Origin of the sequence: Reichenbachiella sp., from assembly GCF_965233835.1 — a bacterium.
Taxonomy (GTDB): domain Bacteria; phylum Bacteroidota; class Bacteroidia; order Cytophagales; family Cyclobacteriaceae; genus Reichenbachiella.
This window is the reverse complement of record NZ_OZ247585.1, coordinates 1,927,165-1,951,630: the sequence shown is the minus strand read 5'-3', so window position 1 is coordinate 1,951,630 and position 24,466 is coordinate 1,927,165. Positions and strand designations below refer to the sequence as shown.

General features: G+C 41.9%; 22 protein-coding genes. 12 read left to right on the top strand and 10 right to left on the bottom strand.

The genetic code is table 11. The annotated features are described in order from the left end of the window. The first annotated feature begins 128 nt into the window (after positions 1-128). From ACO6S2_RS08465 to ACO6S2_RS08430, 8 genes are all read left to right on the top strand, one after another. Positions 129-602, top strand: coding sequence for a c-type cytochrome (locus ACO6S2_RS08465; RefSeq protein WP_422362059.1), 474 nt, complete (start codon positions 129-131; stop codon positions 600-602). A gap of 26 nt (positions 603-628) precedes the next feature. After that, a complete protein-coding gene (locus tag ACO6S2_RS08460; protein WP_422362058.1) occupies positions 629-1,201 on the top strand; it encodes a fasciclin domain-containing protein in 573 nt (190 codons plus the stop codon). Between the two features lie 23 nt (positions 1,202-1,224). Continuing rightward, complete coding sequence (gene nosZ, locus ACO6S2_RS08455; protein ID WP_422362057.1) at positions 1,225-3,183, top strand: Sec-dependent nitrous-oxide reductase; 1,959 nt, start codon at positions 1,225-1,227, stop codon at positions 3,181-3,183. 81 nt (positions 3,184-3,264) lie between these two features. Next, positions 3,265-3,864: a hypothetical protein gene (locus ACO6S2_RS08450; protein WP_422362056.1), complete on the top strand. Its 600-nt coding sequence runs from the start codon at positions 3,265-3,267 to the stop codon at positions 3,862-3,864. 9 nt (positions 3,865-3,873) lie between these two features. Next, positions 3,874-4,308 carry a nitrous oxide reductase accessory protein NosL gene (locus tag ACO6S2_RS08445; RefSeq protein WP_422362055.1) on the top strand — a complete coding sequence of 145 codons (435 nt, stop codon included), beginning with the start codon at positions 3,874-3,876 and terminating at the stop codon, positions 4,306-4,308. Positions 4,309-4,320: 12 nt separating this feature from the next. Next, entirely contained in the window at positions 4,321-5,550 is a 1,230-nt protein-coding gene (locus ACO6S2_RS08440; RefSeq protein WP_422362054.1) for a nitrous oxide reductase family maturation protein NosD, read from the top strand. Further along, positions 5,547-6,242: an ABC transporter ATP-binding protein gene (locus ACO6S2_RS08435; RefSeq protein ID WP_422362053.1), complete on the top strand. Its 696-nt coding sequence runs from the start codon at positions 5,547-5,549 to the stop codon at positions 6,240-6,242. Before ACO6S2_RS08440 ends, ACO6S2_RS08435 begins: the two co-directional genes overlap by 4 nt. After that, entirely contained in the window at positions 6,239-7,021 is a 783-nt protein-coding gene (locus ACO6S2_RS08430) for an ABC transporter permease (RefSeq protein ID WP_422362052.1), read from the top strand. The genes ACO6S2_RS08435 and ACO6S2_RS08430 overlap by 4 nt, the downstream gene beginning before the upstream one ends. A gap of 442 nt (positions 7,022-7,463) precedes the next feature. On the opposite strand, the gene ACO6S2_RS08425 is transcribed toward ACO6S2_RS08430, so the two are convergent. Together ACO6S2_RS08425 and ACO6S2_RS08420 are read right to left on the bottom strand one after the other, a co-directional pair. Then, entirely contained in the window at positions 7,464-8,966 is a 1,503-nt protein-coding gene (locus ACO6S2_RS08425; RefSeq protein ID WP_422362051.1) for an ATP-binding protein, read from the bottom strand. 305 nt (positions 8,967-9,271) lie between these two features. After that, entirely contained in the window at positions 9,272-9,547 is a 276-nt protein-coding gene (locus tag ACO6S2_RS08420; protein WP_422362440.1) for a GIY-YIG nuclease family protein, read from the bottom strand. Between the two features lie 334 nt (positions 9,548-9,881). Here ACO6S2_RS08420 and ACO6S2_RS08415 point away from each other — a divergent pair, with 334 nt between their 5' ends. From ACO6S2_RS08415 to ACO6S2_RS08405, 3 genes are all read left to right on the top strand, one after another. Then, the gene (locus tag ACO6S2_RS08415) at positions 9,882-10,952 is read left to right on the top strand and encodes a BamA/TamA family outer membrane protein (protein WP_422362050.1); all 1,071 of its coding nucleotides are present in this window, start codon (positions 9,882-9,884) and stop codon (positions 10,950-10,952) included. Positions 10,953-11,100: 148 nt separating this feature from the next. Then, the gene (locus ACO6S2_RS08410) at positions 11,101-13,998 is read left to right on the top strand and encodes a hypothetical protein (protein WP_422362049.1); all 2,898 of its coding nucleotides are present in this window, start codon (positions 11,101-11,103) and stop codon (positions 13,996-13,998) included. 1 nt (position 13,999) lies between these two features. After that, the gene (locus ACO6S2_RS08405) at positions 14,000-14,965 is read left to right on the top strand and encodes a mechanosensitive ion channel family protein (RefSeq protein ID WP_422362048.1); all 966 of its coding nucleotides are present in this window, start codon (positions 14,000-14,002) and stop codon (positions 14,963-14,965) included. A 335-nt stretch (positions 14,966-15,300) separates the two neighbouring features. On the opposite strand, the gene ACO6S2_RS08400 is transcribed toward ACO6S2_RS08405, so the two are convergent. The 5 genes from ACO6S2_RS08400 to ACO6S2_RS08380 all read right to left on the bottom strand — a co-directional run bounded on the left by ACO6S2_RS08400 (position 15,301) and on the right by ACO6S2_RS08380 (position 19,285). Next, a complete protein-coding gene (locus tag ACO6S2_RS08400) occupies positions 15,301-15,918 on the bottom strand; it encodes an alpha-ketoglutarate-dependent dioxygenase AlkB family protein (RefSeq protein ID WP_422362047.1) in 618 nt (205 codons plus the stop codon). Next, on the bottom strand, positions 15,896-16,177 hold the full coding sequence (locus ACO6S2_RS08395; protein WP_422362439.1) for an Ada metal-binding domain-containing protein: 282 nt from the start codon (positions 16,175-16,177) through the stop codon (positions 15,896-15,898). The genes ACO6S2_RS08400 and ACO6S2_RS08395 overlap by 23 nt, the downstream gene beginning before the upstream one ends. After that, positions 16,164-16,865, bottom strand: a complete 702-nt coding sequence (locus tag ACO6S2_RS08390) for a 2OG-Fe(II) oxygenase (protein ID WP_422362046.1) — start codon at positions 16,863-16,865, stop codon at positions 16,164-16,166. Before ACO6S2_RS08390 ends, ACO6S2_RS08395 begins: the two co-directional genes overlap by 14 nt. 85 nt (positions 16,866-16,950) lie before the next feature. Next, the gene (locus tag ACO6S2_RS08385) at positions 16,951-17,790 is read right to left on the bottom strand and encodes a bifunctional helix-turn-helix domain-containing protein/methylated-DNA--[protein]-cysteine S-methyltransferase (RefSeq protein ID WP_422362045.1); all 840 of its coding nucleotides are present in this window, start codon (positions 17,788-17,790) and stop codon (positions 16,951-16,953) included. 139 nt (positions 17,791-17,929) lie between these two features. Then, on the bottom strand, positions 17,930-19,285 hold the full coding sequence (locus tag ACO6S2_RS08380) for a hypothetical protein (protein WP_422362044.1): 1,356 nt from the start codon (positions 19,283-19,285) through the stop codon (positions 17,930-17,932). Positions 19,286-19,520: 235 nt separating this feature from the next. Between ACO6S2_RS08380 and ACO6S2_RS08375 the strand changes: the two genes are divergently transcribed. Continuing rightward, positions 19,521-19,928, top strand: a complete 408-nt coding sequence (locus tag ACO6S2_RS08375) for a hypothetical protein (RefSeq protein WP_422362043.1) — start codon at positions 19,521-19,523, stop codon at positions 19,926-19,928. 2 nt (positions 19,929-19,930) lie between these two features. On the opposite strand, the gene ACO6S2_RS08370 is transcribed toward ACO6S2_RS08375, so the two are convergent. The 3 genes from ACO6S2_RS08370 to ACO6S2_RS08360 form a co-directional block, all read right to left on the bottom strand. After that, on the bottom strand, positions 19,931-20,881 hold the full coding sequence (locus ACO6S2_RS08370; protein WP_422362042.1) for a proline iminopeptidase-family hydrolase: 951 nt from the start codon (positions 20,879-20,881) through the stop codon (positions 19,931-19,933). A 33-nt stretch (positions 20,882-20,914) separates the two neighbouring features. Next, positions 20,915-22,030: a DUF2914 domain-containing protein gene (locus ACO6S2_RS08365; protein ID WP_422362041.1), complete on the bottom strand. Its 1,116-nt coding sequence runs from the start codon at positions 22,028-22,030 to the stop codon at positions 20,915-20,917. Positions 22,031-22,133: 103 nt separating this feature from the next. Next, positions 22,134-24,368 (bottom strand): basic secretory protein-like protein, encoded by a 2,235-nt coding sequence (locus ACO6S2_RS08360; protein ID WP_422362040.1) that lies wholly within the window; start codon positions 24,366-24,368, stop codon positions 22,134-22,136. Positions 24,369-24,466 lie beyond the last annotated feature (98 nt).

Here is a 24,466-nt window from a genome sequence, read left to right as displayed (position 1 = left end):
CTCATTTGACACAGAAAAAACTTTTCAATCGCCCTATTTAGCTGACATCTCTCTTATGCAAACCTGACCATCGTCATAGTTTCAGCTAAGATCCGACCATACTTTTACTTCAAAACAATTCGAGTATCATGAAAAAAATAACATATCCACTCTTAGGCCTACTCCTTCTATTGGGAGCTTGCGGCGGCGAAAAAAGTAGCAGCGAAAGTGTGAAAGAGAAGTTCGCCAAAAAGGTCCCAAAATCCGTCGCAGAGATGGAAAAAGAATATCAAAAGTATGATGGTGTGGGGCCCATATCGTCATTCGAGTTACCAGCTGATATAGATCAGGCTAAAGCAGAAGAAGGTAAAACGATTTTCGAAGCCAAATGTACAGCTTGCCATAAAGTGAATAAAAAATTCATTGGTCCTTCTCCGAAGGACATTCTAACAAGAAGAAATCCAGCTTGGGTCATGAATATGATTTTGAACCCAGATGAAATGGTTCAGAAAGATCCACTAGCAAAACAATTATTGATTGAGTTTAATGGATCTCCAATGGCCAATCAAAACTTAACCGAAGATGAAGCAAGAGCAGTTCTGGAATACTTCAGAACGCTATAAATGAATTTTCAACTAACAAAAAAACTATGAAAACTCACCCATTCACCAAACTACTCTTTGCGCTGATGGTATTTGGTACCATCGGGTGCAACAAAAACGTAGAGCGATATACCGCTCCTGTCTCGGAAACGGAAGCAGCCACTTCTCATCCTAAAGGTCAAGCCTCTGTAGAAGACAATGTTTCTGAAGCAAATATTTTACAAGTAGCCATTGGCTCAGAGGCTCACAGCACATTGGTAGCAGCAGTGCAGGCTGCGGAGATCGAACATGTGCTTGTCAACGCTGGTCCATTAACTGTATTTGCCCCCACTAATGACGCATTTGCAGCTTTGCCCGAGGGCACCGTAGACGATCTACTCAAGCCAGAGAATAAGGCCAAGCTCGCCAATGTTTTAACTGGCCATGCAGCACCAGGGTCTTACGACCTCGAAGCTTTGAAAAAAGAAGCTAGAAAAGGTCGAAAAATTTATACGGCAACCGGACAGTATCTGGAAGTAACTGTAGAGGGCGAGGATGTTTTTGTGGCTGGTGCTAAAGTTTTAGCCACTATCCAAACTACGAATGGAGTCATCAATGTGGTGGACAAAATCATATTATAAATCATCAATTAAACGATCATAAAATGAGTATTAAAAACATAACAAGCATTTTGGCGAGTGTTGCCTTACTTTTTGCAGTAGGGTGCCAGCCAGGAGGCAATGAAAATAGTGGTGCCCTGAGCGGCGATCTAGCTTCACGTTCATTCGTGGCACCAGGAGAGCATGATGAATTCTACGGATTCATTTCCGGAGGTTTCAATGGCCAACTATCAGTCATCGGTATGCCATCAGGTAGAGTATTTAAAAACATTCCTGTGTTTTCCGTAGATGCTGAGAAAGCTTATGGTTTCAATGAAGAGACTAAAGCACTTTTAAACACTTCTTACGGGTTCATTCCTTGGGGTGATGCCCACCATCCGGACATATCTCAAACTAATGGAAAACTGGACGGACGTTGGGTATTTATCAATGAAAACAATACACCAAGAATTGCTCGTATTGACTTGACTACATTCGAAACTGTTGAGACTATCGAGATTCCAAACTCTGCGGGTAACCATAGTTCATCTTATGTTACTGACAATACTGAGTATGTAGTTGCTGGTACCAGATTCGCTGTTCCCGTTCCTCAAAGAGACATGCCAATTGCCGACTACAAAGGCAATTTCAAAGGCGCCATGTCTTTCTTGAAAGTAGATCAGGAATCCGGTGAAATGAACATCGAATTCCAAATCATGATGCCAGGCTTCGATTATGACAAAGCTCACCCTGGTAGAGGAAAATCTCACGGTTGGTTCTTCTTTACCACATACAATACTGAAGAAGCTAACACTTTGATGGAGGTAAATGCTTCTCAAAATGACAAGGATTTCGTAGCGGCTATCAACTGGAAAAAAGCTGAAGAGTATATTGCTCAAGGCAATTTCACTACCATGGCAACCAACTATGCGCACAATGTGTACGATGAAAAAACGCACATGGCAACCACCACATGGGAGAAAGAAGTAAAAATACTTGACCCTGCTAAATGCCCAGGTTTGGTGTATTTCATGCCGATGCCTAAGTCTCCTCACGGTTGTGATGTGGATCCTACAGGTGAGTACATCGTGGGTAGTGGCAAGCTGTCTGCTAACGTAACGGTTCACTCATACACTAAAATGATCGACGCGATCGAAAACGAAAAATTCGATGGAGAAGCTTATGGTATTCCAATCCTAAACTTCGAAGACGTATTAGCCGGAGTGGTTGTACAACCAGGCTTGGGTCCACTGCATACAGAATTTGATGCCAAAGGCAATGCCTATACCACTTTCTTCATCTCTTCTGAAGTAGTGAAATGGAAACTGGGCACTTGGGAAGTGATTGATAGAAAACCTACCTACTACTCTGTGGGTCACTTGATGATCCCTGGCGGTAACTCTCAGGCACCTTTCGGTAAATACCTGATTGCTATGAATAAGATCACCAAGGACAGGTACTTGCCTACCGGACCAGAAGTGACTCAGTCTGCTCAGCTCTACGACATCTCTGGAGAGAAAATGGAATTGCTGCTTGACTTCCCGACGCTCGGAGAGCCTCACTACGCGGCAGGTATCCCAGCAGATTTGATTAAGCCGAATTCTAAAAAGATCTATCCTTTGGAAGAAAACGAGCACCCTTATGTGACCAAGTCTGAGAAGGACGCCAAGGTGGTGAGAGATGGTAAGGACGTGCATATTTATATGACTATGATTCGAAGCCACTTTGCACCAGACAACATCGAAGGGATTAAAGAAGGTGACCGAGTCTATTTCCATGTCACCAACTTGGAGCAGGATTACGATGTACCTCATGGCATCAGTATGATCGGTGCAAATACTTCTGAACTTTTGATCATGCCTGGACAAACAGAAACCTTTGTTTGGGAACCAAAAGGAGAAGGTGTATGGCCATTCTACTGTACGGACTTCTGTTCTGCATTACACCAGGAAATGCAAGGATATGTAAGAGTATCTCCTGCAAGTTCTAACATAGAACTAAGCTGGACACTCGACGGAGAGTAAAAAGTGTTGGTTTGAGGGGGGCGTTTGCTAAGGTTCGTCCCCCTACTTTACCACTCCCTTCCCATCACAAACAACAAAAAAATGAAATTATCTAAAATAATGATGATCGTGGGTTCTTTGATGATCCTCCTTCTCTTCGTCTTACCACTCTGGAACATCACCCTGGAAGCCCCTCAATATCCAGAAGCCATTGGTATGGACATCTGGATCAATAAAATCGCTGATCATAATCCTAATGACATCAAGAACATCAATTTGATGAATCATTATGTGGGAATGAAAGACATACCTACAGAAATGGCCGAATTCGACATCTTCCCCCCTGTCATTATTGGTATGGCCATTATTGGTGCGGTATTCGCGTTTATCGGCAACAAGAAACTCTACCTTACTTGGTTTATCGTAATGAGCTTGCTGGGCACAGCCGGCATGTACGATTTCTACCGCTGGGAATACGACTACGGTCACAACTTGAAAGAAAATGCGGCCATCAAATTTCTGGACGATAAAGGAGAACCTATGGCCTACCAACCTCCGCTGATTGGCTCAAAAATGATTTTGAATTTTAATGCCATTTCTCTGCCTATGAGTGGAGCCTATTGCCTCTTCGGAGGAATGTTCATCACCCTAGCCGCCTTCTTTGTTGCAAAAAAAGAAGAGGAAAACTCAGTCAAAACTTAACAGTTATCAATGATGATCAGACCAACACTTTATACACTTTTATTATTTATTACGCTAACTAGCTGCAATCGTCAACCCACAGCTATTGAATATGGCATTTCCAGCTGCCACTCCTGCAAAATGACTATTGTCGATCAGCAGCATGCAGCACAAGTCATGACCAAAAAGGGACGAACCTATTCTTTCGATGCGATCGAATGTATGGTAAGGAGCTTGGAACAATGGAAAGCAGAAGAGCTGCAAACCATTCTGGTCACAGACTACACCACACCCAGGGAATTGATCGAAGCTGAAAATGCTTACTATCTAATTAGCAAGGCTATACCAAGCCCAATGGGTGCTCATCTTTCCGCGTTCTCGAAAAAGGAAAACCGAGACGAATTGGCCAGCAATCCTATCGACCAAAAACTAACCTGGAGTGAACTAAAATTTTCAGTTAATTAATCTGACAAAATCATGTTCAGATATCTTTTATTTTGGCTTTTACTTTCAGCTACGATGGTTGAGGCCAGTCAGCTTACTGTTTGTAAAACCTGTCCTGTAAACGCACTGGATCTGGCTGTAGCTCTGGCAGCTCCTCACGATACGATCAATGTTCAGGCTGGTACTTATGAGGCAATCGATGTCACCATCGACAAGCCACTAACTATCCTTGGGGACGAGGATGCTATTTTGGATGGGCAAACACAACGCCATATCCTACACTTACAAGCCGATAGCATCCAGGTGATCGGCCTGACCTTCATCAACGCAGGCAGAAGTTTCACCAAAGACTATGCGGCCATTTATGCTCACAAAGTCAAGTATTTCGTACTTAGCGACAATAGAGTGATTCAACCCTATTTCGGTTTTTTGATTGAAAAGTCTCATTTTGGACTTATCAGCGACAATACCATTTCCGGAGAAACCAAAACAGAAACCGACTCAGGGAATGGCATCCACCTTTGGCACTGCTCAGAAGTGGTAATCAGTGACAACGAAACCTACGGTCTACGAGATGGCATCTACTTCGAATTTGTGACAGAAAGTAGAGTGGTGAACAACAACAGCCACCACAATGTGCGCTATGGATTACACTTCATGTTTTCAAATCACGATGAGTACACGAACAACAACTTCCACCACAATGGCGCTGGGGTAGCTGTGATGTTTTCCAAGTTCATCATCATGAAGGAAAATACGTTTGCCAAAAACTGGGGAACCGCCTCCTATGGTCTCCTACTTAAGGAAATTTACGATGCAGAAGTTACCGGCAACGTGTTTGATGAAAATACCATAGCCATATTTCTGGAAGGTACGGGTAGGATCAATTACCAAAAAAATCAATTCCTAAACAACGGCTGGGGCATCAAGGTATCCGGAGGCTGCTACACCAACCGCTTTTTTGACAACAATTTCATCAACAACGCACTGGACATTGCCTACAACAGCAAGATGAACGACAATGAATTCACGCACAACTACTGGAGCAGCTACACGGGCTACGATCTCGATCGCGATGGCATTGGGGATGTGCCCTACCGCCCAGTGAAGCTCTTCTCGTACATCATCGGTCAATGTCCGGAATCTATCGTGCTACTCAGAAGCTTGTTTGTAGATATTATCAACTTTTCAGAAAAAGTCTCTCCGGTATTTACGCCAGATAATTTATTGGACCCAACGCCTGCCATGCAGCAATTGCTATGATACAGATAGAAAACATAAAGAAAAGATTCGACCAGCTTCAAGTCTTGGATGGAGTCAGTCTACAGATAGATCAGCCCGGCATCTTTGCCGTGCTGGGGCCCAATGGTTCCGGAAAAACCACCTTACTGAAAAGCATTCTGGGCATGGTGCTTCCACAAGATGGAGACATCAAACTCAATGGTCAGTCTACTTTCAGGGCTTGGGATTATAGAGATCAGATAGGCTACTTGCCACAGATCGCCCGATTTCCCGACAACCTTACCGTGAGCGAAGTCATAGAAATGATCAAATCTATTCGCGAACAAAAGGCAGATGACCAACCGTTGATTGATCGATTTGGTTTGATGCCATTTATGAACAAAAAACTAGGCAAGCTATCTGGTGGTACCAGACAGAAAGTGAACATCGTGCTGACGTTCATGTTTGATTGCCAACTCTACATTTTGGATGAGCCCACTGCTGGATTGGATCCTGTGGCCTTGATTCAGCTCAAAGAGTTGATCATGGAAGAAAAGGCCAAAGGCAAGACCTTTCTTATCACTACCCACATCATGAACCTGGTGGAAGAATTGTCGGATGAAATCGTTTTCCTCCTCGACGGAAAGATCTACTTCAAAGGCACACTCGATCAGCTGAAAACCGAGACCAAACAAACAGATTTAGAACACGCTATAGCCCAAATACTACAATGATTAAGATTCTAAAATATAGCTTTTATGATCTAGCCAGAAGTCGCTGGAGCTATGTCTATTTCGCCTTTTATTTATTACTAGGGTTTGTGCTTTTGTTTTTGAATAGCAGCATCTCCAAAGCAGTAATCACTTTGATGAATATCATCGTCGTACTCTCCCCCATGATCGGTACCATATTCGGAATTATGTATCACTATAGTGCGCGAGAATTTACCGAGCTTTTGCTGGCTCAGCCGATCAGACGTCGCACGATATTTTTGGGACAGTATTTGGGAATTGCTACTTCTTTATCGCTGAGTTTGGTCCTTGGTCTGGGTATTCCTTTTTTGATCTACGGCGTGAGTCAGTCTTCTGAGTTTTGGAACTTTGCACTACTGATCATCACGGGCACTTTCCTCACATTCATATTTGTAGGACTGGCCATCAATATTGCTTTGGCCAATGAAAACCGAATCAAAGGCTTCAGTTACTCCATTCTTCTGTGGCTTTTTCTGGCGGTGATGTACGATGGGATTTTCATGATTCTCCTGATGGTATTCAAGGATTACCCACTGGACCAGTTTGCACTTATCGCCAGCATCGCCAATCCGATAGATCTCTCCAGAATTTTGATTTTGCTTAAGCTGGATATCGCTGCCTTGCTCGGCTATACGGGTGCCATCTTTCAGAAGTTCTTTGGTTCTGGTCTGGGCGCTGTTCTTTCCTTTTTGGCTTTGTTTATTTGGACGTTGGTGCCTGCTTTGAATTTATTGAGGTTGGCGGATAAGAAGGATTTTTGAAGGGGGTTGAGCCCAGATATGCTATGAGTTCTTGTTCTGAGGCATGTTTCTGTACGATTATAGTCAAATCTATGATTCGACTCATGCATTTTTATTTACTATGAGATACTTCGCAGAATCGATGGAACTTGCAAAAGGAGTATGGAATCCAATATTTCTGAATCTTCCTGCTGTTATATCTATTGTTAGATGCCTTTTTAGCTCTTTAATTCATTTAGCATCCAGTTTAGCCGAGACTGAGCAGAGCTAATGACATCAAAGTAAGTTCTATAGATTACATCTGTTCTTTCGTTATGAGAACTTATGTTCTGAACGACTTTACCTCCCATTAATACTATATCAATCTTTTGATTGTGGAAATATGAATTCAATTCATCTCGATACTCAAGAGCTTGTTGCTCAGTTTTTCTGCTTAAAGTAACGTCAGGTTTTTTAAATTCGATTAGGACAAGCTTGTTAGTTGATTTTCTCCCCGAAGTAAGTCAGGTCTGTTTTTTGCCTTGTCACCCTTGTATTTCTTATTATGAATTTTGCTGACTGCTGCTTTTAAGTTTTGATCAGAAATAAGAACGGAGTAATCTTCACCTAGGACCCAAGTGTTGTTTTCTAATGCTTTATGTATTGTTCCTTCTTTAGTTTTAGGGTTGTCGATTATAATGGATAATTCGTCTAAATATCGTAACCTATTGAGAGCTTGGCTTGATATAATGCTCATTTCGATGAGACCGAATTGTCCTAGAGCATCAGCTAGCTTTTCTACATCATGGTTTGGTGTATCTTCAATACTTTGGATGATTCCCCAATAATGGTCTTTTTCCATAGCAGAAACCATAACAGAAATGACTGTATTGATTCTTTCTTCGGATTCACCGTAGAACTTTTCAAGTGTTTTATAAAGAGCTTTTCTAGCAAATGGCTGCTTGAACTCTTCTAGCTTTTCAAGCTCCTTATTGATTTTTCTTTGATAACGAGCTCGAGCCATTTTCATATCAGTTGCGAAAACAGCATCTACTGATTTTTTGACATGAGAGACGGTTTTTTCCGTAAGCACCTTATTTAGCTTGCTGTTTTCAATAACCGCTCCAAAATCAGCTGTAATGTCATTTTCTAACTCATCACATATTATTTCTCCGTAGATTCTGTTTTGCAATTTCTTAGGGATTAATTCATCCTCAGATAAATAATTCTTAGGCTTTCCAATAATCTTATTATTGACTCTGATAGATATACCCGCTTGCTTGATAGGTTTATCTGCTACAGTATATTTTAGAAGGGCTTTTACACCATCAATTTCTATTTCCTCGTTATATGATTGGCCTTGAACATCTAGTACTCCTACTACTTCATCGTTAATTTTAATTGTAAAATCTTTCTCCCTACCATAATCAATGATGAGTAACTGTTTTAGTCTTGTCGGATTTGGGTAGTGATAATTATCGTTAAGTCCCTCCAGCGTTATAGTTGTTCCATGTTCATTAGGATTTGATTCTCTGGTTTCAATAGGCAAAGGCACTTTCTCTAAGTCATAATCTCCCTTAGCCAATTCATTTCTGTTAATTGTTAAAATTGTAGTAATTCCATTGGCACTAGTTTCAACCTTCATGGTTTCGGCTACCATTAATCCTGAAAATTTACCAATACCTTTTCTACCCTTCACTTTTCTATTTTTTCCTTGTGTTCGGTCACCTTTTCTCGACCTTCGGCTATTCGCAACGTTCAAGTATTCACTCCTTAATTCATTTTCTTTCATTCCAGTACCGTCATCTGTAATGGAGATCACAGGTGAAGCTTCAAGTTCAGTTGGAAGTGTAATTGTTACGTTTTCTGAGTCCGCATCGTAAGCATTATCGATAAGCTCTTTTACAGCTTCTTCGGTTGAACGATATGTTTCACCTAGCAGTTTAGCTAGTTTAGTGTCGACTTTGAAAAATGCATTTTTACTCATATGGTACGGTTATATCCGGTGTCAAGCATTTGCATAAACGCAATGCACTCTCCGCGCACTGCATCATGATCCATAAAACTGCATAATTAAAAATTCTCAGAAGGGCTGCTACTCAAGATTAAAGGTTTTTGGAATAAGATCAAAGGCAAGTGGCAGTTGAGGCCTATAGGGATTGCCACGCTCCGCTCGCAATGACGGGTTTTAGCTGGCTTCAGCTGTAGAATTCTCGCCCCGAACTTAAAACGTCATGGCGAGGAGAATGATTTGGTGGTAGGCAAATCAGACGACGCTGCAATCTCAAACACTCACCACTGAGCTACTTCGGAGAACAAATCTTTCCATTCTTCATTAACCGAATTAATCAGTTCTTCTTTCTTACGACGTGAACCGGCTTTGATTTCTTTTTCTCTTGCAATTGCTTCTTCAATGCTATGAAAAGACTCAAAGAATACTAGCATATGCGTGTTATACCGACTAGAAAAACTATTAGGATGCTTCCTTTTTTTGTGATCAATCATTCTGGAATAAAGATCAGAAGTTACCCCTGTGTACAGCGTAGTACGATTCTTATTGGTCAGGATATAAACAGCACCGCCTTTTGATATACTTAAATATAATGGATTAGCAAAAGTCTGCTAAAGAAGAAGGCCGAAGGGGATTGCCGCGCTCCGCTTGCAATGACGGGTTTTAGCTGGCTTCAGCTGTAGAATTCCCATCCCAAACTTAAAAACGTCATGGCGAGGAGAATGGTTTGGTGGTAGGCAAATCAGACGACGCGGCAATCTCAGACACTCACCACTGAGCTACTTCGAAAAATCACCGCTTCATTCAAAGTAACCTGAGCTGACTTACAATAGAATAAAATATGGTTCTATCTTTAACTCCTCAATTAGGAAGATTAAAAAAAATAGCATTTTGAACAAGTACATTCTCCTGCTAGCCACGCTACTACTGACCTGCCAACTGAGTTTTGGACAATTTTTAGGGGGAGCTGCTCCGCGATCGGACAGCACTAAAAATTTCAGTTTCCTACCCATTCCTTATGTCAACTATGATCGAAGTCTGGGATTTTCATATGGCTTGATTCCTATGGCTATGTACACGATCAATAAAAAAGACACGATTTCCCCTCAATCATTGACCGGAGGCATCATCATGCGTACCTCCAATGAAACCTGGATGGGTGGAGTTTTCGGAAAATTCTATTTAAAAGAAGATACCTACAGAATCACTGCTGCAGCTGTTACGGGCAACGTAAATTTTCAGTTTTACCCGGATCTGCCGGGAGCTCCAGAAATTATTGATTATAGTACGGGACTCGACTATTTGAGCGTAGATGTACAGCGAAAAGTAGCTCCCTCTATGTATGCGGGCCTGGGTTATGTTTATACCCACTTTGCTACCTCCTATGATGTTGATGATTCCCCCACCGAATTTACCTCCCTACATGGAGGGAAACTGATCTGGTCATACGACAAACGAGATGATGTATACTATCCTAGAGGTGGCTATCTTACTAATTTCAATTACAACTTCTATCCAGATTTCTTCGGCAACGAAGTGTCTTCGAATAAAATCACCATCGACCATAATCAGTATTTCAGTGCCCGACAAAACAAGGATATTTTTGCAGCCAGGTTATTTCTGGGTATCGGCATTGGAGAATTGGATTTCAATCAGCAATTTATTTTAGGTGGAAATGATTTGAGAGGCTATTCGCAGGGTGAGTATCGTGGTGAACAACTCTATGCCTTACAAGGAGAGTATCGGTGGAATCCCACAGAGCGATTTGGCCTGGTAGGGTTTGCAGGCATGGCCATGGTGCACAACAAAAATATGACTGCCGATAATGGCAAATTGCTTCCTTCTGTAGGTGGCGGTTTCCGAATCAATGTATTCCCTCAAAATCACATGAATGTGGGACTTGATGCAGGTGTGGGCGTAGACGATTGGAGCGTTAGCTTCCAGATTGGCGAAACCTTCTAGCCTTTTACTAACCCTGATATTCAAGAATATTTTCAAAATGCCGCCTATTTATTAGGGGTAAAATCACTTTTATTGACTAATCTTTACTTATAATTCAAAAGTAATGGCTTCTATCACAGAGGATATAGTTAGTAAAATTGATAAATGCTTGAAAAAACACTTTCAAGCTAAGATTACAGAACTCCTGGATCAGGAAATTGATCACATGCTACTGATCGTAGAGCAAGTGAATACCTACTATGCCCTACCAGCAAAAAAACGATCTTCCGATGCCCAATTGGCCACATTCAAGTCTGAACTACTGGGCCGAATTGAATCGCTATGGCCTAAACCTGAATCGAATGACCTGGCCGTGCTTCATGAATCCTTCTTGCATGACCTCCAAGAGATTCTTGAAGAAGTATCGATCTATCAAACCATAGAACAAAGTCATGACCGGTTTTTTGCTGTCGACACTGATCAGTCCTGGGTCAAAGCTTTCAAAGTTGGTAAGAGGTTTGGCTATCAGCTTGCCTGCTTGCCCAACACGATCTCCAATATTTTCAGAAAAGAGAAAAAACAGAAGCCCTATTGGAAACATGAAATTCCACTTAGAAACTTAGCCAAGAAGCACTTCTTTGCTCAATTATTGAACGACCTTCAATCGGTATCTGAATTGCTTTACCTTTCTCTCGCCCAACAATTCATTAAGCTCAAAGAATGGGAGGAAAAGCTTAGTCAAGGAGATCAAGAAAGTCTCAAATATTCAGCGGATGAAATCCTCAATTTCAAAAACGAATTACTCCAGTCTATAAAGACCAAAATCAAAGAAATCACTGGACCCAATGCTAGAAATTTTAAACTGGAATACGAAAAAGCGGGCACCTTTGAATTACCCGAAGCTCGCTTGAGTAATGAGATTACGACCAAAAAAATAGAATCCTCCAAAAGCCAGTGGAGTCTCAATGATTTAGAGTGGCGCAATACCAACTATGCCCTATTCGAAGAATGGCGCATGGATCTCAATATCAATTTACTCAAGCACAAAACGCTCGCCAGTTTATTGGAGTTTCAATCCACGCAGTTCAAGAAAATAGACGAATACATTGGTCCAGAGATGGATGAAATCAATTCATTCATTGATGAATGCATGGGCTCTTTGAATAAGGAGCATGAGTCTATCGCCAAAGAACTTAAACGACTCAACTATCTAGCGGTAAAGAAACTGGATAAGGAAGTCGTACCTAGGCTTTGCGACAAACTATCCAACCAGACGATTATCAATCTGATTAACAAACTCGAAGTAAACATTGCTAATCAGGTCACCGAGCTGTCCGATGAACGAGTCATCGTGAAAACTGACACCTATGATGAGCCAATCAAAACTGAAGAGTTAAAGGTAATCTCTCCACATGAATTGATAGCTTTTGAAACTTTACCAGCCTTCAAAAAACAGGTGGAATCGATCAAACAGTCCTCTTTTTCTTCTCTGGAGAAAATGGTGGAGAATGTGAAAGATCTCGATCACATCATTACTTTCAGTTTGTCGTCCGGCATAGCCTCCATGGATCAGCAACGCGATCCGCAGGAAGCTATTTCTATTGCAGAAGAAGGTCTGAAACGTGCAGCCACCCGATTGATCGAGGAGCGCAATCAGCTCAACGAAGCAATGGTGATCAACGGTAATGAGTTGGAGACCGCTATAAACACCTTTTGTGACGGCGTCATAGAATTGACATTCAATGAGAATGTCAGGGAGCTTCGCATGCGTATCACTAAGGCCAAAGCCACCCAACAGGCCAAAGAGGTTCGTCAAAAACTGGAAGAAAAAATGACTACGCGTAAGAAGCGTATCATGCTAGTCTTACTTAGTGTGTACAATGACGCTCGTCATCAGCTCAGCGCCCTGAGTGAAAACTTTGTACTCACGGCCAAAAAACCTGAGATCTCTAAGCAAGTTTCTGATTTCTTACTAGAATCACAGCAGGCCATCGACAAGCTACCTTTGATATACAAACGCTTGTACCAGATCGAACCTTTGGAAGACCTGGAACTCTTCGAAGGCAGAAATGAAGAATTTCTTACTTTGAAAAAAGCCTTCGAAAGTTGGCAAAAAGGTCACTACGCCGCTACTGTGGTCTTGGGTGAAAAGTGGAGTGGCTTGACCTCATTTCTTACCTATATTTTGCATCAAGGCAGCTTTCCGTTCACTATCACTCGCATGAAAATGGTTGATAATGGATGCACCAAAGATCACTTCATTCAACTGATGCAAACTGCATTCAAAGAAGACGCTTTCGATAGCTTGGATGACGGCATTGACTTCCTTAACTCCTCTCCCAAAAGAGTGGTTATTTTGGAAGACATTCAAAACTTATTCCAGCGCAAGGTACATGGATTTGAAGCCATGCAGCTACTTTTTCAATTGGTGAATAAGACCTACAAGAATGTGTTTTGGATAACGAGTACCACTGTCTATACCTGGACTTACTTACAAAAGACAATCAATATCAATGAGTACTTCAGTTATGTGATTGAGCTAAAAACATTAACCAGCGAACAGATCATTAATATCATCTGGAAGCGAAATCGAATCAGTGGATTCAAAATTCAGTTCGAAGTGGATGCCAGCGCTGCCAGTGATAAGAAGTTCGCTAAATTGAATGAAGCCGAGCAGCAGGAATGGCTGAAGAAGAAATTCTTCTCAGAGCTCAACAGCTTCGCTCAAAGCAACATCAGTCTGGCACTAATATATTGGCTACTCTCCACGAAGGAAGTAGATGACAGCACCATCACTGTGGGGACTTTCAAGAGGCCAAACCTGAACTTTTTGACCGTACTTGCTATGGACAAAATCTATGCGCTGCATGCGCTGGTCTTGCACGACGGCCTGACTATTGAGCAGTTGGCTCAGGTTTTGAATGTGACAGCAAAAAATTGCGAGTTGACATTATTGGCCTTATTGGAAGATGGCATTTTGGTAAAAACCAATGAGAATTATATGGTTAATCCCATTGTATACAGAAATACGATCAGTTTGTTGAAGTCAAGAAATCTTATTCATTAAAATGAAAAAGTTAGTTTTCATATTCCTTTATCTGCTCGGCTTGAGCGCCTTTGGTCAAGCCGTGGATAGTCTGAATCTGGCCAAGATCGACTCCATCGTAGTGGCCAAGGTAGATTCTGTTCATACGCTGGATTCAGCCCAGTATGCACGACAAAGCACTGAGAAAAAGAAGGTCAATCTCAAAACTCCTCCATCAGTTTCCGAGCTCATTTCTATCCCAAACTTATTTTGGAGTCTGATATTTATCATCACTGGCTATTTCGTGATCAAGTTTACTTCTCGTATTCTTGAAGTCTTTGCCGAGCGTAGTACTAAGTATCGCATCACCATCAAGAGCATTATTCCCGTGGTGAAGATCCTGGGCTGGGTAGTAGTCATTTTCTTGATTGTGGTTGGCATTTATCAGCCACCAGCAGCCACGGTATTGGCTTTCTCTGCCTCTATAGGAGTAGCAGTTGGTTTTGCCTCACAGGATATTCTCAAAAACATCTTTGGCGGCATCGTAATCCTTTTTGATAGGCCTTTCAACTCAGGTGACAAAATACAAGTGGGCGACACGTATGGTGAGGTAGTAGAAATCGGTCTGCGTTCGACGCGTATCGTCACCCCGGACGACAATTTGGTGACCATACCGAATGGCGAGATTATGAACAGCTCGGTTTCCAATGCCAACGCCGGCGAAGCCAACTGCCAGGTGGTGGCTGAGATCTACCTACCCATAGATGTAGACACTGTGCATGTCCGAGCCCTGGCCACGCAAGCCGCTCAAGTATCCAAATACATCTACCTCAACAAACCCATCGTTGTCATCTTTGCCAACGAATACAAAGAGCGCCAGTCGATAATCAAAATGAAGATCAAAGCCTACGTCTTAGACATCCGCGATGAATTCAAATTCAAAAGCGAAATGACTGAGATCGTGATTAAAAAGCTGTTGGAGGAAGGAGTGTTGAAGAAAGAGGCTTAATATAATTCGATCATATAGCATGAGGTGGGGCACAAGTTACAAACTTGCGCCAGCGGAGTAGTTACCAGCGGATTAGAAATGGTTTTTAATTCGATAGCTCCTTGCAAGTGGGTCTCCAACGGATTTTAGCGCTTGTTAGATTTTGTTTTATTCTCAACTGGCGGAAGCAATTCAAGCTTCTTTGATTCTTCAATTAAAATCGTGTCTGATACATTGAATATTTTGTCGATATTATTGTAATTAACACTTAAGAACGTTTGTTGAATAATTTCTGTAGCTTTTTCAATTTCAGATTGAGCTTCTCCTCGCTTACCTGTAAATAAGCAAAGCACTTATTAATACATCATTTGCCGAAATGTCAAATTCACTCTCGGGTGGCTTACTTTTTTCGTAGGTGGAAGTCGATGAAGCCAATGGGTTTGCGTGACTCCTTTCATCACCATCAGGCTTCCATGCTCCAAAAGAAGGTCTACGCGTTCTTTAGTGCTCTTGTGCTTAAATGAAAACTTCCGCTCAGCACCAAAACTTACAGAGGCGATCGTTCCATTCTTCTTTAGCTCAGTTTCTCCATCGCTGTGCCATGCCATGCCTTCCACTCCATTATGGTACAAATTGAGCAAACAGGAATTGTAAGATTCATTGGTATGTTGTTCCACAGCCTCCTTGATGGCCTGCAGCTGCTCTGTCCAGGGTAGAGCCACCTTAGTGATACCCGAATAGCGATACGAGAAAGGCTGCTCGGCATACCAGGCTACTTTCCTTTTGGTTTCAATGGTCTTTCCAAAGATGACGGCCTTATCCGACTCCCAACAAATCTCAGTAAGTAATGTATTCATCATTTGGTCGGCTTTTGATTGTTCAAATACCTTTCCCAGGTAATTGACTTGACCTTCATACGGCAACCAATTTTTAGTCGGGTTCTGTTCAAATTCAAATAACCGTAGACTGCTCATCTTTCCTTTGTGTCTTCCATAATTCGTATTTCTTTTTCATACAATGTCCGCAGGGCCTGTAACCTGCAACAATGGCCTGATTCTCATCCATAAAGAATACACGATTCTTTTTATTCATGCGTTTTCCTGAACGGCAATTGAGTTGGCCAAAAATTTTCAATCTACTATTGCCCGCCAGGCGAATTTTACCGGATCTTATGTGTCGGTGCAAATCCAAATTGGCTATAGAAAGATGTAAAGTTATTTTAGCTCGTTGCATCATGAAATATTATTCCCAAAGTAAAACGTTCGCCTGAAGTCACTTCACTCACTCCATGCCGCAAATTCCCCCTATAATAACCTCTCCGACCATTTATCGGTCTGTAGGATGTGGCAAATATTAAGGCATCTCCTTTTTTCGGTTTTAATACTATCGGTTTGGACTGAGATCGAGGTATCTGTTCGGTGAGTACAAACTCGCCTCCTTCATATTCAGACCCATACTCCGACAGAAAAACAGCTAGCTGAAAAGGAAAATACACCTCTCCATATAAATCCTGATGCAAAGTATTGAAACCACTCTTTTTATAACTCAATATCAATGGCGTTGGTTTTTGCTGGCCTTGCTCGTGACAACGCTGTATAAAATCATCGTGGATAGTTGGGTATTCCATTTCAAACTTCAATACCTTCATCCATTGATTGGCAATGGGAACCAGATGAGGATAAATACTTTTGCGAATGCCCAAAATGGTTGGTGGAAGTGGATAATCAAAATACTTGTATTCACCCTTTCCAAACCTATGGCGCTCCATCATGACCGTTTTTCGATAGGTTGAATTTTCATCGTATATGGATATCATTTTCTCACATTCGTTGTGAGTCATGAGGCTTTTGATAGTTGCAAAACCACATGAATTCAGCGAATGCTGAATGGCCTCCCAGGATAGACTATCTATGTTTTTCATTTAGCTTAAATTTCTAATAATGTGAGGGGCCGGAGCAATTTCGCGTTGCGTATGGATGCACTCCAGATTTCTGATAAGAGGACAATTAATTTGATCGAACCGCCTCCCAACCAATCATCGCGGTTTTTCGGTTACTTCCCCAATGATATTCTCCAATGTTTCCGTTCGACTGGATTACTCTATGACATGGAATAAGGTAAGCTACTGGATTGTTGCCTATGGCAGTGCCCACTGCTCGCGAAGCATTCGGTTTGTTTATACTATGAGCTATTTGGCCATAATTGGTTAGACTACCTTCCGGAATTTTGATCAGCGTTTCCCAAACTTTCAACTGAAAATCCGTTCCCTTCAGGTGCAGTTTGATTTCACTTAATTTGCTCCAGTCATGCGTAAAGATGAACAGTGCATTTTGTTGGAACATATCCAGGTGTTGATCAAATTCCGCATTTGGAAACTGATTTTTCAGCTCATTTAATGAGTGCGCCTTGTTTTCCGAAAAAGCCAGATAACAAATTCCTTTAGAAGTAGAGGCTACAATGATCTCACCGAAAAGACTATCAGCAAAACTGTAACTGATGTTGAGATTTTTACCTCCGTACTTATACTCAGCAGGCGTCATTCCTTCAATGTTGATGAAGAGATCATGCAAACGACTTGTACCAGAGAGGCCTATTTCATGAGAAGCCTCCGATAGCGTTGCCTTATTATCTTTCAATAACTTTTTGGCGTAGGAAGTACTGATGTGCTGAAGAAATTTCTTTGGACTGACACCCGCCCATTCTGAAAACATACGTTGAAAGTGATATGGACTCAGATGAACATGCTCTGCGACTTCATCTAAACCAGGCTGCTTTTTGAAGTTGGCCCTAATGTACCCGATAGCTTCTTCTATACGTTGAAAGTTGATGTTGTCTTGTAGTCTCATCTTCTTGTCTTTTTAATCTTACGTAAAAGTAGTGACGCCGTAAAGTTTAAAACACCTGAATCTTGCGGAGCTCAATCGACAGATGACGCAAACTGACTATACCTCATGTTAGTGTTGGATCAACTAGAAAGTTTCTTGCTTACATATCAATCACAAAATTGAATCCTACATAGAAGTTATTCTTGATCTCAAGCACAGACAGTGTTTGACCAGGCAACTCCTGTTGCTGAGAGGAAAAGGGCAAGGAGACAATATCACCTACCACAATGCCTAGTAAGGTACTTTTTGAGATCATACGCACTGGCCCTCCCAAACGGACGCCTGCATCGGCATAAGCCAAAGCGGACGTGTTGTTTTGCGTATTGATATCAGGATTCTGGCCGGAGAAGGTAGACTCTATTTTGAAGCCCATTCCAGCCCCTAGATAGGGGCTGACCTGCCACTTAGGCTTAAGTTCGAATACATACGACTCCACCCCGAAATTTAACTGAAAATATTGTCCTCTCGCCTGCGGATGAGCTTCTATAACGTTACTGGTATAGGTACCATACATGTGCCCTATCGAGGCGTTCACTTTATGACCTTTTACTTCTAACATCTCCCATTTGTAATTGGAATAATACCCTCCTCTATCCAACAAAGCCTTAAAATCAACAATCACATCGGCTTTTTTGTACTCCTGATCATCTTTGGTTTTCAAAAGATTCACCCCAATTCGGCCATAGCCAAATCCAGAGAAAGGATACGCCTCATAGCCAAGGGTGAAAATGGATACGTCTTGCTTGAATCCCAGCCTCAATCCTGACTCCTGACTAGAAATCGCCTCTAGCGTAGGCGATGCCCAAAAGTCTTTGTATTGATAGAAGATTGAAAAAGAAAAGTGAGTTCCGGGCTCTTTTCCCAAGATCAGGTAAGAGCCCAGATTAAAGTCGTCCCCATAATCTAACGCATGTACGAAACTCATCTCATTCTTGATAAAGACCTGAGGATTCACTTTATCCAGAATGATCCTATGATTGAGTTGAATTCCAAAAAGAAGGGATGTTTTTATGCCTTCGTAATCATAAGGGAGATTTACGATAGGCTCATCCACATCCTCATGTATGGAATTTTGGATATCAGCTCCACCCATGTCTCCACTAAACACAAGTCCGATTACAGGCAATATCGAAATGGTCTTGTATTTCCATATCTCGTACTCGCCCATGAACAAAAGCTCATCCAAACGACCTTCGTTTGTCGTATCCTTCCTGCTCCGATTGGTATAGCCATTGTAAGACGAGTAGCCAAAGAGTTTATTTTGATAATTCAATGTGAGATCGAATCCAAAAGAACGATAGTCATCTCTGTTAGCCGTAAACGCACCATTGTATGAGTCATTGAGGGAACCAATACTCAAAGTGGTTCCTGGACTGACCACCAGAAGTGAATCCGGGTTTTGACCGTACCCTGAGATACAGAGCGATAAAAAGAACAACAAAATTAGCTTAGGCATTGGTGTTCAATATGTTTGATTTGAGGTCGTCAAGTTATTATTCTGATTCTCAAGATTAGGAGATTTTGAGGTGGTATCAAAAACTAAACTCAGAAGAAGTCTGAAGAGGATTGCCGCATTGTTCCACTCTTATTTTGCTAATTATTGAAATCCGCAATGCAGATCTCTTCTTTTCCTGACCACTATCTAAACATTAGATTCGCTATTTTTAAGAAAGCAAACCAACATACTAAAGATGAGATTCCTAAAACGCAATTTCCTATGGTTGATTTATTTCGTATTTGTGCTATTGGTGATTCTCAATCATAAAGGCGAACACCCTTTCATTAGCGAAAGTGCCTACCCTTTGGGCAAGTATCTAATTTGGGGTGTTTATCTCAGTTTTTTGAGCTACTCTCTCTACTGTAGCTCACAAGAGAATTTTTTCTCTACACTCAGAAAACTGTATCCGTTACACTGGGCCAGACAAATTGGGTTGGACTTATATCTGGGTCTGGTGCTGAGCCTTTCCCTCATTTACCTGAATGAAGGTTCGATACTGGTGGTATTGATCTGGTTGATCCCGGTATTGATCTATGCCAACCTAGCTATTTTGCTTTATGTTGCCCTGAACTATGACAGCATCATTTCACACTTTCTGTAAGGCTATTCGGCGTTCTCCACTTTGTTCAAAAAGTTACCTATGGCTTCAGTCACGCGTTCAGGCTGGTCGATCATGGTCATGTGTGCCGCACCTTCTATGATTTCGACAGAGGCGTTGTTGGACATTTCCTGAAATTTATAAATCGTTTCAGGGCGAGCTTCGTCATACTCTCCTGTGACAAAAAGTATGGGGACAGTAATCTCCTTCAAGAATGGTGTTCGGTCAAAGTCCATCAAAGATCCCGTGGCTTTAAATTCTGTGGGTCCCCACATATGATTATACACTTGATTATTGAATTCTGCGGCTCCATCACATGTAGGATTTGGCAAATAAGGCCAGGCTCTTCGACTCAAGTGTCTGGCATAAAAAGAGTCCGTAGCGGCCAAATACTCTGGTGCTTTATAATCCTCCAGCGCTTCATACTTAGTTATACTATCCTTGATATGTACAGGAAGCTGAGACACCAGAATTTCAGCATCTGCCATCCATTGTGATGTACTTATCAGTGGGCTGGAAAACACCACAGACCTCACCCCTTTGGGCTTCCGTGTAGCTAGATACTCAATGGTAAATGTACTACCACACGAATGACCTAGCAAATGCACTTCATCCAAGGCTAAATGATCTCTCAGCAAGTCTATCTCATCTATAAATCTGTCCATTCGCCATAGTGCAGTATCTGTAGGACTATCCGAAAATCCTGAGCCTAACTGATCATAAAAAATTACTGGTCTGTCTTTTCCTAAGTGCGAAAAACCGGGAATCATGGTGCAACTTCTTGCCCCTGGTCCGCCATGAAGTATCAATAAAGGAATTCCCTGCCCCTCTCCTATTATCTTATACCAAATCTTGCCTCCTTCTACATTAACATAACCCTCCTTTTCGATTGGCTTCTCACAGGATATACTGAATAGGAGCATCAGCAAAAAACAGATACTTGTTAGATTTTTCATGTTCATTGTTTTTTGTAAAATACTAGAATTATCTCAAAACACTTTCACAGCCGTATTTCTAGGTACCCCTTCCCGTGTCTTCACAATTTCAAAATCTACCATACCGAGCACCAAGCCCTCTTCTGTGATTACCTCCACTTCCCATTGACCCGGCTTCACCCAATGCTTGTAGGTATAGCCACGATACCCGTCAGTCCTGCCTCCTCTTACATTGATTCCAATATCTTCAACGACCTCCCACGTTTCAACTTTGGGGTTAAACCATTTCCAGCGATGGTAAACAGATTTCTCCAGATTGGTGGGAGCAAAGATGGAAGTGAACACATACACCTTCTCATTCGGTCGCCAGAGTAGTTTCAGCCGATGCGCTCGCCAAAAGACATACCATTCGTCTTTCTCATAAAGCACAGAGTACTTTCCTTCATCAAATTTCACCTGATGTCCCACCAATCCACTTTTGAGCGCCAGAGGTACTGGAGGAATAAGTCTAAAAAAGTAAAAAACGTAAATCAAGGAATAAATACCCACGACCAAGCTCAGCAACTTACCTAAACTCACTTCTTTTCTCGTGCGGGCACTTCGACGGTAGACTTTTACAATCAAGGCCAGGGTACACCCCAAACTGAGCAGTCCAGAACATACAAAGACAAAAGTGTTCATCTGTTTAATAAACACCGGAATCATAAAAGTGAAAAAGGTAAAGCTGATAAAGCTATAGACGCTAAACTGCAGGTACTTATTCGACAACTTTCTTTTTAGAAATTCATTGGCGACAAACAGCACCACAAGAATGCTAAAGAATGAAACAGTTTTGGTGAGAGAGACACTCCTTGAAAAGTATATCACATAAGCACTAGACAAAGCGCCAAAAAAGAATTGAATGGCTAGCGGAAAGTACGGTTCTATTCGCTCAAGAAAAGTGTTTTTCCAACGATTGTCACCAGCCAGATTAAAAGCATAAATCGTAAAACTGAGTGATACCATGTGTATACACAACATAGTCAAGTCGTACGCTCTGTCTATCCGGCCTAAGGTTAAAGAGTCGAAAACAAAACCACCTATAAAAAAGATAATAGGTGCATACTTCTTGTGCTTTAGGAGGTATTGACCGGAGCTGCTATTTCGAAACCTGGCGACTACTTTGTTCATTCATAATTCGGTAAGCCCAAATATAGAATATTGCTAGAATCAGCATAGCTACCAACGAAAAAATCACTGCATCGAATGATGCAGTGATTTGATACAAACTAGATTATTCAACAATAATCTTTTGGCTACTTACTTCCAGATCGGTCTGAATCTTGAGGATATATACTCCAGGCTTCAGCTGATCCACAGGCAAGAAAGTAGATCTTTCTTCCATCAATTCTAGTTCTGATACTACAAGGCCAGCAGACTGGTACAATCGAATGGTACCAGTCGCTGCTGCTCCAAACTGAATATTCAAGTCTGAAGAAACCGGATTTGGCCATACGTTGAGCGTGCTTACAGGTAAGTCTTCTTTCACCTCATCTCCAATTCTCGACGAACTAGAAGCGGCAATAAAGTTGTCCGGACAGTCAAGTTCCCAAGGGTAATTGCCATCGTAGTCTAAATAGCCTCCTCCATTGATGAAATTTACGTATTGGCTCCAGGTGGTCTGAGCATCCTGGCCAATGATGGACAATAGCGCCGCATCAAATGACCAGGACTGACCCAAAGACTTCGCTTTTTCATTGAACTTGTAGACGAAGTTCTTATCAAACGTTTGGGAAATGTAGTGGAGGAAGAATCCAGTGATGGTATACCCTCCTAGCCATTTTCGAGAATCTGTTGTATTGGGCTGTCTGGTCTGATGAAAACCGGCATGGATTCTCACCGCATCGGCAATACCTTCTGTATAGGCCCAAAATGGAGATTGCCCATCGTAAGTACCTCCTGTTACCGGTGAGTTATTGTACCCATGTGTGACCTCATGAAACAAGATACCATCTATTTCATCCTTTACCACCTGAGCATTTCCTCCGGATTGATTGTAAATGTTAGTGAGGTGCTGAGTACTTACTGCAATACCAATAGCATCTCCACCACCCCATTTATAAGCCACAAAATCCTCATTTTTTAACTCGAAAGTCAACTGACGAAATCTTGGAGCATTCGATGAACTCCGATACAGAATCTGAGCTACATCCAAGCAACGCTGTTGCATATAGGCCTCAGGGTTGGAGATGACTTGGTGAAAAATTTGAGAACCCGTAGTCACTCCATCGTAATCTGTAAACAACACAGTTGGTGTCAAGAAATCATTGCCCCAATCACAGTTGTTGTTCGAAGAAGTAACCGTGATGTAGTTGTTTTTGGTTTCCACATCTGTACCGTTGGCGTTGTGTGCTCTAAGTGTAACACTATAGGTACCTTCTGTAGAATAAGTCACGACTGGTGAAACCGAAGAGCTGGTAGAAGGGCTTCCTCCAGGAAACTCCCATTCATAACTGGTTGCATTAGTAGATTGGTTAGAAAAAGATACCGAAGCGCCTTCATTCACTGAAGTGCTACTTGCTGAGAAATTAGCAATAGGTTGTGTATTGTTTGAACCTCCAGTCCCAAAAAGTTCCACCTCAGCCAACTGTAGGATATTCCCGCTATTGTTGTTCATATCCAAACGGTAGTACGTGTAGGATGAAGCATTACTCACGCTGTAGGTGTTGGTTTGAAAACGATTGGCGAAGTCTTCTCCTGAACGTGTATCAATTTGGCTAAAATTGGTCCCGTCGTTAGAACCACTTAGCGTCCAGCTATATGGATCTCTTTGCGGTGCATCGTTAGCCGATGTAATCGTATAGCTAGATAAGACATACGATGAATTAGCCTGATACTGTACCCATCCGCTAGAATGAAAAGTCAGATACTTGGTAGAAGATGAGTTATCAATCAATTTGCTGATACCCTCATTGTTCGGGGAGTCACTGTATTCGGCTGAGACCGTGCCACCATCATCAGTAAAATCAGAAGCGACAGTGGCTTCCTCACCCCAAATGGCCAATTCGGCGAGTTGCAGAATGTTTCCACTATTGTTATTCATATCTAAGCGATAATAAGTGTAAGCGGCAGCATTAGAAAAAGTAAACTCTCTGGTCTGAAAACGGTTAGGAAAGTCTTGACCCGAACGGGAATCAATAGTTGAGAAATTCACGCCATCATTGGAGCCACTCAGTGTCCAGCTCTGAGGATCTCTTGCTGGCACATCATTGGCTGAAGTGATCGCATACTTAGTGACCACATACGAAGTAGTGGCTTGGTACTGCACCCATGCGCTAGCGTGAAAAGTCAAATATTTCGTTGAAGATGAATTATCAATCAACTTACTGATACCCTCGTTGTTCGGCGAGTCGTTGTACTCAGCAGACACATTCCCTCCATCATTGGTAAGGTCGACGGATTGGGCAAAAACCAGGGCTGGAAGCATCAAAAGTGCCCCCAAAACAAAACGTAAAGTTTTAATTAACATAGTAACAAAGGTTTATGGTTTTGGTTATAAAAACTCTGTGCGACGCACCTTGCGTCACCACATATAAACACAAACTAGACCCGGGTCATTTACTATCG

Excerpts from the sequence above, each read along its gene's own strand:
- ACO6S2_RS08465 (WP_422362059.1), top strand. The coding sequence starts at position 129 with ATGAAAAAAATAACATATCCACTCTTAGGCCTACTCCTTCTATTGGGA.
- ACO6S2_RS08460 (WP_422362058.1), top strand. The coding sequence starts at position 629 with ATGAAAACTCACCCATTCACCAAACTACTCTTTGCGCTGATGGTATTT.
- nosZ (WP_422362057.1), top strand. The coding sequence starts at position 1,225 with ATGAGTATTAAAAACATAACAAGCATTTTGGCGAGTGTTGCCTTACTT.
- ACO6S2_RS08450 (WP_422362056.1), top strand. The coding sequence starts at position 3,265 with ATGAAATTATCTAAAATAATGATGATCGTGGGTTCTTTGATGATCCTC.
- ACO6S2_RS08445 (WP_422362055.1), top strand. The coding sequence starts at position 3,874 with ATGATGATCAGACCAACACTTTATACACTTTTATTATTTATTACGCTA.
- ACO6S2_RS08440 (WP_422362054.1), top strand. The coding sequence starts at position 4,321 with ATGTTCAGATATCTTTTATTTTGGCTTTTACTTTCAGCTACGATGGTT.
- ACO6S2_RS08435 (WP_422362053.1), top strand. The coding sequence starts at position 5,547 with ATGATACAGATAGAAAACATAAAGAAAAGATTCGACCAGCTTCAAGTC.
- ACO6S2_RS08430 (WP_422362052.1), top strand. The coding sequence starts at position 6,239 with ATGATTAAGATTCTAAAATATAGCTTTTATGATCTAGCCAGAAGTCGC.
- ACO6S2_RS08425 (WP_422362051.1), bottom strand. The coding sequence starts at position 8,966 with ATGAGTAAAAATGCATTTTTCAAAGTCGACACTAAACTAGCTAAACTG.
- ACO6S2_RS08405 (WP_422362048.1), top strand. The coding sequence starts at position 14,000 with ATGAAAAAGTTAGTTTTCATATTCCTTTATCTGCTCGGCTTGAGCGCC.
- ACO6S2_RS08400 (WP_422362047.1), bottom strand. The coding sequence starts at position 15,918 with ATGAGCAGTCTACGGTTATTTGAATTTGAACAGAACCCGACTAAAAAT.
- ACO6S2_RS08395 (WP_422362439.1), bottom strand. The coding sequence starts at position 16,177 with ATGCAACGAGCTAAAATAACTTTACATCTTTCTATAGCCAATTTGGAT.
- ACO6S2_RS08390 (WP_422362046.1), bottom strand. The coding sequence starts at position 16,865 with ATGAAAAACATAGATAGTCTATCCTGGGAGGCCATTCAGCATTCGCTG.
- ACO6S2_RS08385 (WP_422362045.1), bottom strand. The coding sequence starts at position 17,790 with ATGAGACTACAAGACAACATCAACTTTCAACGTATAGAAGAAGCTATC.
- ACO6S2_RS08380 (WP_422362044.1), bottom strand. The coding sequence starts at position 19,285 with ATGCCTAAGCTAATTTTGTTGTTCTTTTTATCGCTCTGTATCTCAGGG.
- ACO6S2_RS08375 (WP_422362043.1), top strand. The coding sequence starts at position 19,521 with ATGAGATTCCTAAAACGCAATTTCCTATGGTTGATTTATTTCGTATTT.
- ACO6S2_RS08370 (WP_422362042.1), bottom strand. The coding sequence starts at position 20,881 with ATGAAAAATCTAACAAGTATCTGTTTTTTGCTGATGCTCCTATTCAGT.
- ACO6S2_RS08365 (WP_422362041.1), bottom strand. The coding sequence starts at position 22,030 with ATGAACAAAGTAGTCGCCAGGTTTCGAAATAGCAGCTCCGGTCAATAC.
- ACO6S2_RS08360 (WP_422362040.1), bottom strand. The coding sequence starts at position 24,368 with ATGTTAATTAAAACTTTACGTTTTGTTTTGGGGGCACTTTTGATGCTT.